The organism is Vibrio sp. V03_P4A6T147 (assembly GCF_002241085.1).
In the GTDB taxonomy this organism is placed as follows: Bacteria; Pseudomonadota; Gammaproteobacteria; order Enterobacterales; family Vibrionaceae; genus Vibrio; species Vibrio anguillarum.
Genome location: NZ_NDIO01000147.1, coordinates 1 through 5,653 on the forward strand (window position 1 = coordinate 1; position 5,653 = coordinate 5,653).

Below are 5,653 nucleotides of genomic sequence, written 5' to 3' on the forward strand. Positions count from 1 at the left end.
ACATACAACTTAGTCAGATATCAAATGGTGCAGATGTGTAATACGTTGAATGGAGACTACTTGCCATACCAACTTAGCTTCAATGGAGCGTTAGCCCACATCATGCGCCTAATAGTGGGGCTTCCCTACTCGTCACCGGGAGCCATACCGAGGCAACTCCAAAACTTTTATGCAATGAGTGGGAGCTTAATACTTGAGCCAAGGCGAGAAAGAGCCTTCCCTAGAGTTGTGAAGAAAAAGCCAAGCCGATACCCTAGAAAATACAATGCCGCTCACCTTAAGTGAACGGCATTAGAGCAATTGAGCTCCGTTTTAACGATTATTTTAGGATCGCGATTATCTTAGAACTGTGACAGCTTATCGTAGCGCGAGTCTTTTAGTACATCCTTGACGCGTTTAAGATTTTCACGAAAACCAGAGCCACGGCGCAGGGTGAAACCAGTAGCCAGTACATCAATTACCGTCATTTGCACCACACGGCTTGCCATGGGCATATAGACGTCAGTATCTTCAGGTACGTCAAGAGAGATCGACAACGAGCTTGCTTTGTCCAGCGGTGAATCTTTTGCCGTAATCGCAATGACAGTCGCACCATTTTCGCGCGCAAGATTGGCGATTTCCACTTGGCTTTTAGTACGACCTGTATGCGAAATCAAAACAATTACGTCATTATCGGTACAGTTGATACAACTCATGCGTTGCATCACGATATCTTCAAAACAAGTGATCGGAATGTTAAAGCGAATAAATTTGTTTTGGGCATCTTTTGCTACAGCAGAAGAGGCTCCTAAACCGAAGAAAGAGATCCGTTTTGCTTGTGTGAGTAAGTCAACTGCACGGTTAATTTGCATTGGATCCAAGCTGTTTTTAGCCACATCCAAACACGCCATAGTCGATTCGAAAATCTTATGGGTGTAGGCGTCTGGGCCATCATCTTCTTCAACATTTCGGTTTACATACGGAGTTCCGTTAGCAAGGCTTTGCGCTAAATGAAGCTTAAAGTCGGGAAAGCCTTTGGTGTCGAGTCGTCGACAAAAGCGGTTTACCGTTGGTTCACTGACATCGGCCATTTTGGCGAGCGTCGCAATACTTGAGTGAATCGCGGTTTGGGGCGAAGCCATAATTACTTCGGCGACTTTACGTTCCGACTTGCTAAAGTTTTCCAGATTTTTTTGAATTTTTTCTAATGTATTCATAGTGTTCACGCGGGCGAAGAGAACAACTCGTTGGTTTTACCCGGTCGCCCTTTGGGGGGGATTGGAAATAACACATTTCCAAAAAGGTAAGTTAAACCAACGCCATGCAATGAGTATAAACCTAGGATGTAGATTTCCGTAACAATTCAAGTTAACAATTGATGAGAACATGACAAGCCTCAAACAAAATTTCATGAAAACTACAGAATTTAGATTTAAATCGATGATTAATGGAAATTTCCAGCTCATTAATGATGTATTAGTTACAGCAAAAAGAAATAAATTTTCAATTCGCTGTAACTTACAGGGATTCTAGCTGATGATTCTTTGAGCAAGCCGCTCAATTTTGGCCATCAAATTAGGGGCTAGCGTGGCAATATGTCGCTGCTCATCTAATATCGAGTGCAAGATAGCATGTGTCGTTAGCGGGTTGGCTAGTACCACGCGGAATACGATGGTATCAAGCTTGTCCCAGCGTTCTGGGTTTAAACGGGTTCGAGAGACAAATGAACGCCCCGTTTCCCTTTGTTTTTTCTGCACAAACTGGGTGATTTCATTTAGCAACTCGTTCAGTTCTGCTTTTTGATTGGGCAAGGCTTGTTGCAGTGCTTGGCGAACGAAAGCAGGAATATAGCGATAGGTTAAAAGACACAGTTCGGGTTCAGAAATCAGCTCAAAATCGTCTTGTTCTTTAATTAGATCGGCGAAATAGCGAGCTTTAGCTAGGCTTTGGTCAATCAATAATTCGTAGCCAGGGCGACTAATAATGTGCATGCTAGCGTACACCAACATGGCCATACCTGAGCGAGAACCTTCTAACGTATGACTACCCAGATCTTTTGAACCTTTCCGCAATATATACTGTGCATGGTGCTCAATTGAATGCATAGCATCAGGCTTTTTGAATAGTACCATGCCTGCACCCATAGGGATGTAGAGCTGTTTATGTGCATCAATCGTGACGGAGTCAGCCAACTCAATACCATTGAGTAAGTGTCGGTGATTATTCGACATTAATGTTGCACCGCCCCAAGCGGCGTCTACGTGAAAATGACAACCTTCTTGCTGGCAAATATTGGCGATATCTCTTAAGGGATCAATGTTGCCCGTTTCTGTCGTTCCGGCGACGCCAACAACCGCAAAAGGTTTAATTTTCTGGCTTTTTAGGTGTGCCATTTTGGCTTTCAAATCTTGTGGGCATAAGCGGTTGTTGTGGTCGGTTTTTACACAAACCAAGCCTTCTTGGCCGATACCCAATACGTCAGCGGCTTTCTTTAAAGAGTAATGGCCACGATCAGACACTAAAATGGCTAACCCGTGATAACCATAATGATGCATGGCTTTAAACAGCCCCTCTTTTTCGACGCCTTGGAAATCACCATCGGCTTTCAAAGTATTATTACGAGCCACCCACAATGCCGTGATATTGGCAATTGTTCCACCAGAGCAAAATGCACCGAGCGAATGATTAGCGCTATGCATCCATTGGCTGTAAAAAGCGTCATTTTTTTGATAGATCAAACGATGCAACATACCCAAAACCTGCCGTTCTAGCGGTGTAAACGCTTTTGACGTTTCAATTTTGACTAAGTTTTGATTCAGCGCAATCATGATCTTTGATAACGGCATCAAAAAATATGGCAGTGCAGATGTCATATGACCAATAAAGCTAGGAGCCGAGGTATGCACTGAATGAGCGACTAAATTGTCCAACAAATGCTGAGTATGTTCTGAAACGAACTCCGGTGACTCTGGAATTTGCGGATTAGAGAAATCTTTTTCGATCTCTTTGAGTGGTTTTTCTTCAGCGACAATATGTTCACGCAAGAAGAGGTTCAAATTGCGCGATAGCTCTTGGTCTATTTTTGTCAGTGTTGAGTCGGGGCCTTCGGGCACAGTGAAGATCCGTAACAAGCTCTCGAAACTCACATCTGCAGTTTTTTGTTCTGATACCATACAGCTTCGTTATTTTGATTTTATGGAATGCGAGCGGCACAATCTAAACGAAAACGGGACAGTTGTCCCGTCTTAATTCGGCTAGAGTAGAGGCGGCGACTAGTTACAGACTTTCTTTTCGATCAAGGCGATGGCATCGTTATATTTATTCAACGCAGCTTCGATCTGCTTCGGATGACTGAGCAATTCGGCTAAAGCTGAACGTAATTCATAGTTTTTTTCGTTAGGCTTTGTTTGGCGATCTTCATAGGTGATTTTAGCAATGTGGCCGAGATCATCACTGCGTGAGGCCAATACTTTAATGTCGTGCTGTTCTAGTTTTAACCAAGCTTCTACAGGTTGCGAGGTGGCAACTTTAGAAGGATCGTTGCTTAGGTAATAGTGGACTGCCGCACGGCTTAATTCAAAGTGATGCTGGCGTCCTTGCAGAAACCATTGGCTGACTTCAGTAAGTTCAGGATATTGCGCGGTCGTTAAGTCTGCGAGATCACTATACCAATGGAGAGACGCGTCGACATAAGCGTCATATTTTTCGGATAAGCATTGGTTATCAGCAGCGAGAGCAACATTCGCTGAAGTTGAGAGCAGTAGGGCAACGATAACACGTTTCATAAATCTTCCTTTGGGCTTTGTTATTGTGTGGGAGTTTTCTACTCCCTATTGTTAGTTTAAATGAAGGCTAAAGTGATTCCTGAGATCTAGCCTGCAAGTGATACAAAGAACAGCATAAGAATAGGCACCAGTAGGCTGAGAATAAACCCACTGACAATCGCGATCGGTACGCAACGAACCCCGCCAGTTGTCTGGATCACGGGCAAGGTGAAATCCATCGCGGTTGCCCCAGCATAGCCGATGGCAGAGCAAGGTTTGGTTCGGATTAGCATGGGGATCATCACTAAAGCAACCAGTTCTCTAAGTAGCTCTATCATGAAAGAGGCACCACCATAGACTGGGCCGAAAGCATCACCCATTAAAATCCCGGCAAGTGAATACCATCCAAAACCGGAAGCCATGGCTAGTCCTCGATAAATTGGGATATCAAGAATCATGGCCGCAATGATCCCCCCAATCCAAGAGGTCAATATAATGACTAATGCGATGACCATTCCGTATTTATTGAGCAAAATTTGTCGTAGAGTTAAACCACTATTTCTCAACTGAATACCAATAAAGAAAAGTAATACGAACAGGATCCATTCACTGGCGGTGCTCACCCAACTTAAATCGAATCCTAATACAACCCCAAGCGCCAATCCTCCACCGACAACCACAATCAGCTTTACGGATTCTAACGCCATGCTAGATAGTGGCAGTTTTGAATGGTTCGCATCGGTTTTTATGGGTAGAAATTTGTCAATAAAAGGCAAGACCAACAAGTTGCAAGCACCGATCATCAAGAAAAACACGGTGGTAAATTTGAGTATCAACTGTAGGTTACTGCCCAAGTTATCGAGGGCTGCCAAGCTTAAACCCATCAGAAACAGAATGACGTAAACTAACCAAGACGTGGCTTTATTTAATGCTGCTAGCCACTGTTGATTGGCAATAGAAAATAGATACCCCACTATTAGTGGGGCAAAAATAAATAACATCCCTGAGAACATCTCATCCTCTGATTGTTTTGGGTTTAGAAGCCGCTTGCGTTGATCACATCATTGAGTTTTGATTTGAATTCAAGCTCACTAAGGTTACTTAAGTTGTATAGCACCTCAGCTCCGGTCGCATTAATTTCGACGTCATGCTCTTCAATCTCTTCATCTTGACGACGAAACAGTAAAAGATGGTGAGCAATACGTGCCACATCAAGGTAACTGACTTCGTGAGAAGATGCGACTAAAGATTGATTTCCTGCTACTTCAAGGAAATCTGAGTCGAACCCCCAACTTCTTAACACAAGCTGACTGGTTTTTGAACATCGCGACTGAAAAATCTGTAGGGCGATGTCTTGATCGAGATAGTTGCCTTTCTCAAGATATAAATGATATTCGTGTACCAGACAAAACAAGCCAATATCCGCAAGTAGACCGACAAGTAAGGCTTTTTCCTGCTCTAAATGTTGATATCGGCTTGGTTCAAGTTGTTTAAATGCGTGAGTTACCATCACCATGGTTGCGCCAAACTCTCGCGATATGGTGGCGCTATTAACCAATATTTTATTGCATTCTTTGCTTAAGTTTACAGAGTGCTTTAACTGCTCAATCGCTTGGGCTGTTACAATGTCGCGTACTCGTAGTATGCCTAAGCGTGATACAGCCGTGACTAAATCCGTACAGGTAATATTTCGACGATTAAAGACAACAGAGTTTGCTACGCGTACTACAATTGCAGTCAGTCCGGGATCTTCAAGTAGACAATCGGCGACATCTGAAATTTCAGTAGATTCTAATGTACATAAGCGCTGTATTTTTAGAACAACATCAGGAATAGGAGGAAGTGAAATTTTTCCTGTGCTGAGTGAGTGTTCAACCAATTGAGAAAATTCACTTTCTAACCCTTGGATG

At 43.3% G+C, this 5,653-nt stretch carries 5 protein-coding genes and 1 pseudogene; 1 reads left to right on the plus strand and 5 read right to left on the minus strand.

All coding sequences use genetic code 11. From position 1 onward, the window contains the following. Positions 1-285, plus strand: a pseudogene (locus B9J84_RS05570) (IS4 family transposase); the annotation flags it as partial. A 56-nt stretch (positions 286-341) separates the two neighbouring features. Here B9J84_RS05570 and B9J84_RS05575 read toward each other — a convergent pair. The 5 genes from B9J84_RS05575 to B9J84_RS05595 all read right to left on the minus strand — a co-directional run bounded on the left by B9J84_RS05575 (position 342) and on the right by B9J84_RS05595 (position 5,652). Continuing rightward, on the minus strand, positions 342-1,196 hold the full coding sequence (locus tag B9J84_RS05575; protein WP_010320194.1) for a MurR/RpiR family transcriptional regulator: 855 nt from the start codon (positions 1,194-1,196) through the stop codon (positions 342-344). Positions 1,197-1,508: 312 nt separating this feature from the next. Next, on the minus strand, positions 1,509-3,152 hold the full coding sequence (gene panP, locus B9J84_RS05580; protein ID WP_094123719.1) for a pyridoxal-dependent aspartate 1-decarboxylase PanP: 1,644 nt from the start codon (positions 3,150-3,152) through the stop codon (positions 1,509-1,511). Between the two features lie 99 nt (positions 3,153-3,251). After that, positions 3,252-3,764 carry a hypothetical protein gene (locus tag B9J84_RS05585; protein ID WP_094123720.1) on the minus strand — a complete coding sequence of 171 codons (513 nt, stop codon included), beginning with the start codon at positions 3,762-3,764 and terminating at the stop codon, positions 3,252-3,254. An 86-nt stretch (positions 3,765-3,850) separates the two neighbouring features. After that, on the minus strand, positions 3,851-4,756 hold the full coding sequence (locus B9J84_RS05590) for a lysine exporter LysO family protein (RefSeq protein ID WP_017047741.1): 906 nt from the start codon (positions 4,754-4,756) through the stop codon (positions 3,851-3,853). 23 nt (positions 4,757-4,779) lie between these two features. Then, entirely contained in the window at positions 4,780-5,652 is an 873-nt protein-coding gene (locus B9J84_RS05595) for an HDOD domain-containing protein (RefSeq protein ID WP_094123721.1), read from the minus strand. Position 5,653 lies beyond the last annotated feature (1 nt).

Coding starts and splice junctions, on each gene's coding strand:
- B9J84_RS05575 (WP_010320194.1), bottom strand. CDS start 1,196: ATGAATACATTAGAAAAAATTCAAAAAAATCTGGAAAACTTTAGCAAG.
- panP (WP_094123719.1), bottom strand. CDS start 3,152: ATGGTATCAGAACAAAAAACTGCAGATGTGAGTTTCGAGAGCTTGTTA.
- B9J84_RS05585 (WP_094123720.1), bottom strand. CDS start 3,764: ATGAAACGTGTTATCGTTGCCCTACTGCTCTCAACTTCAGCGAATGTT.
- B9J84_RS05590 (WP_017047741.1), bottom strand. CDS start 4,756: ATGTTCTCAGGGATGTTATTTATTTTTGCCCCACTAATAGTGGGGTAT.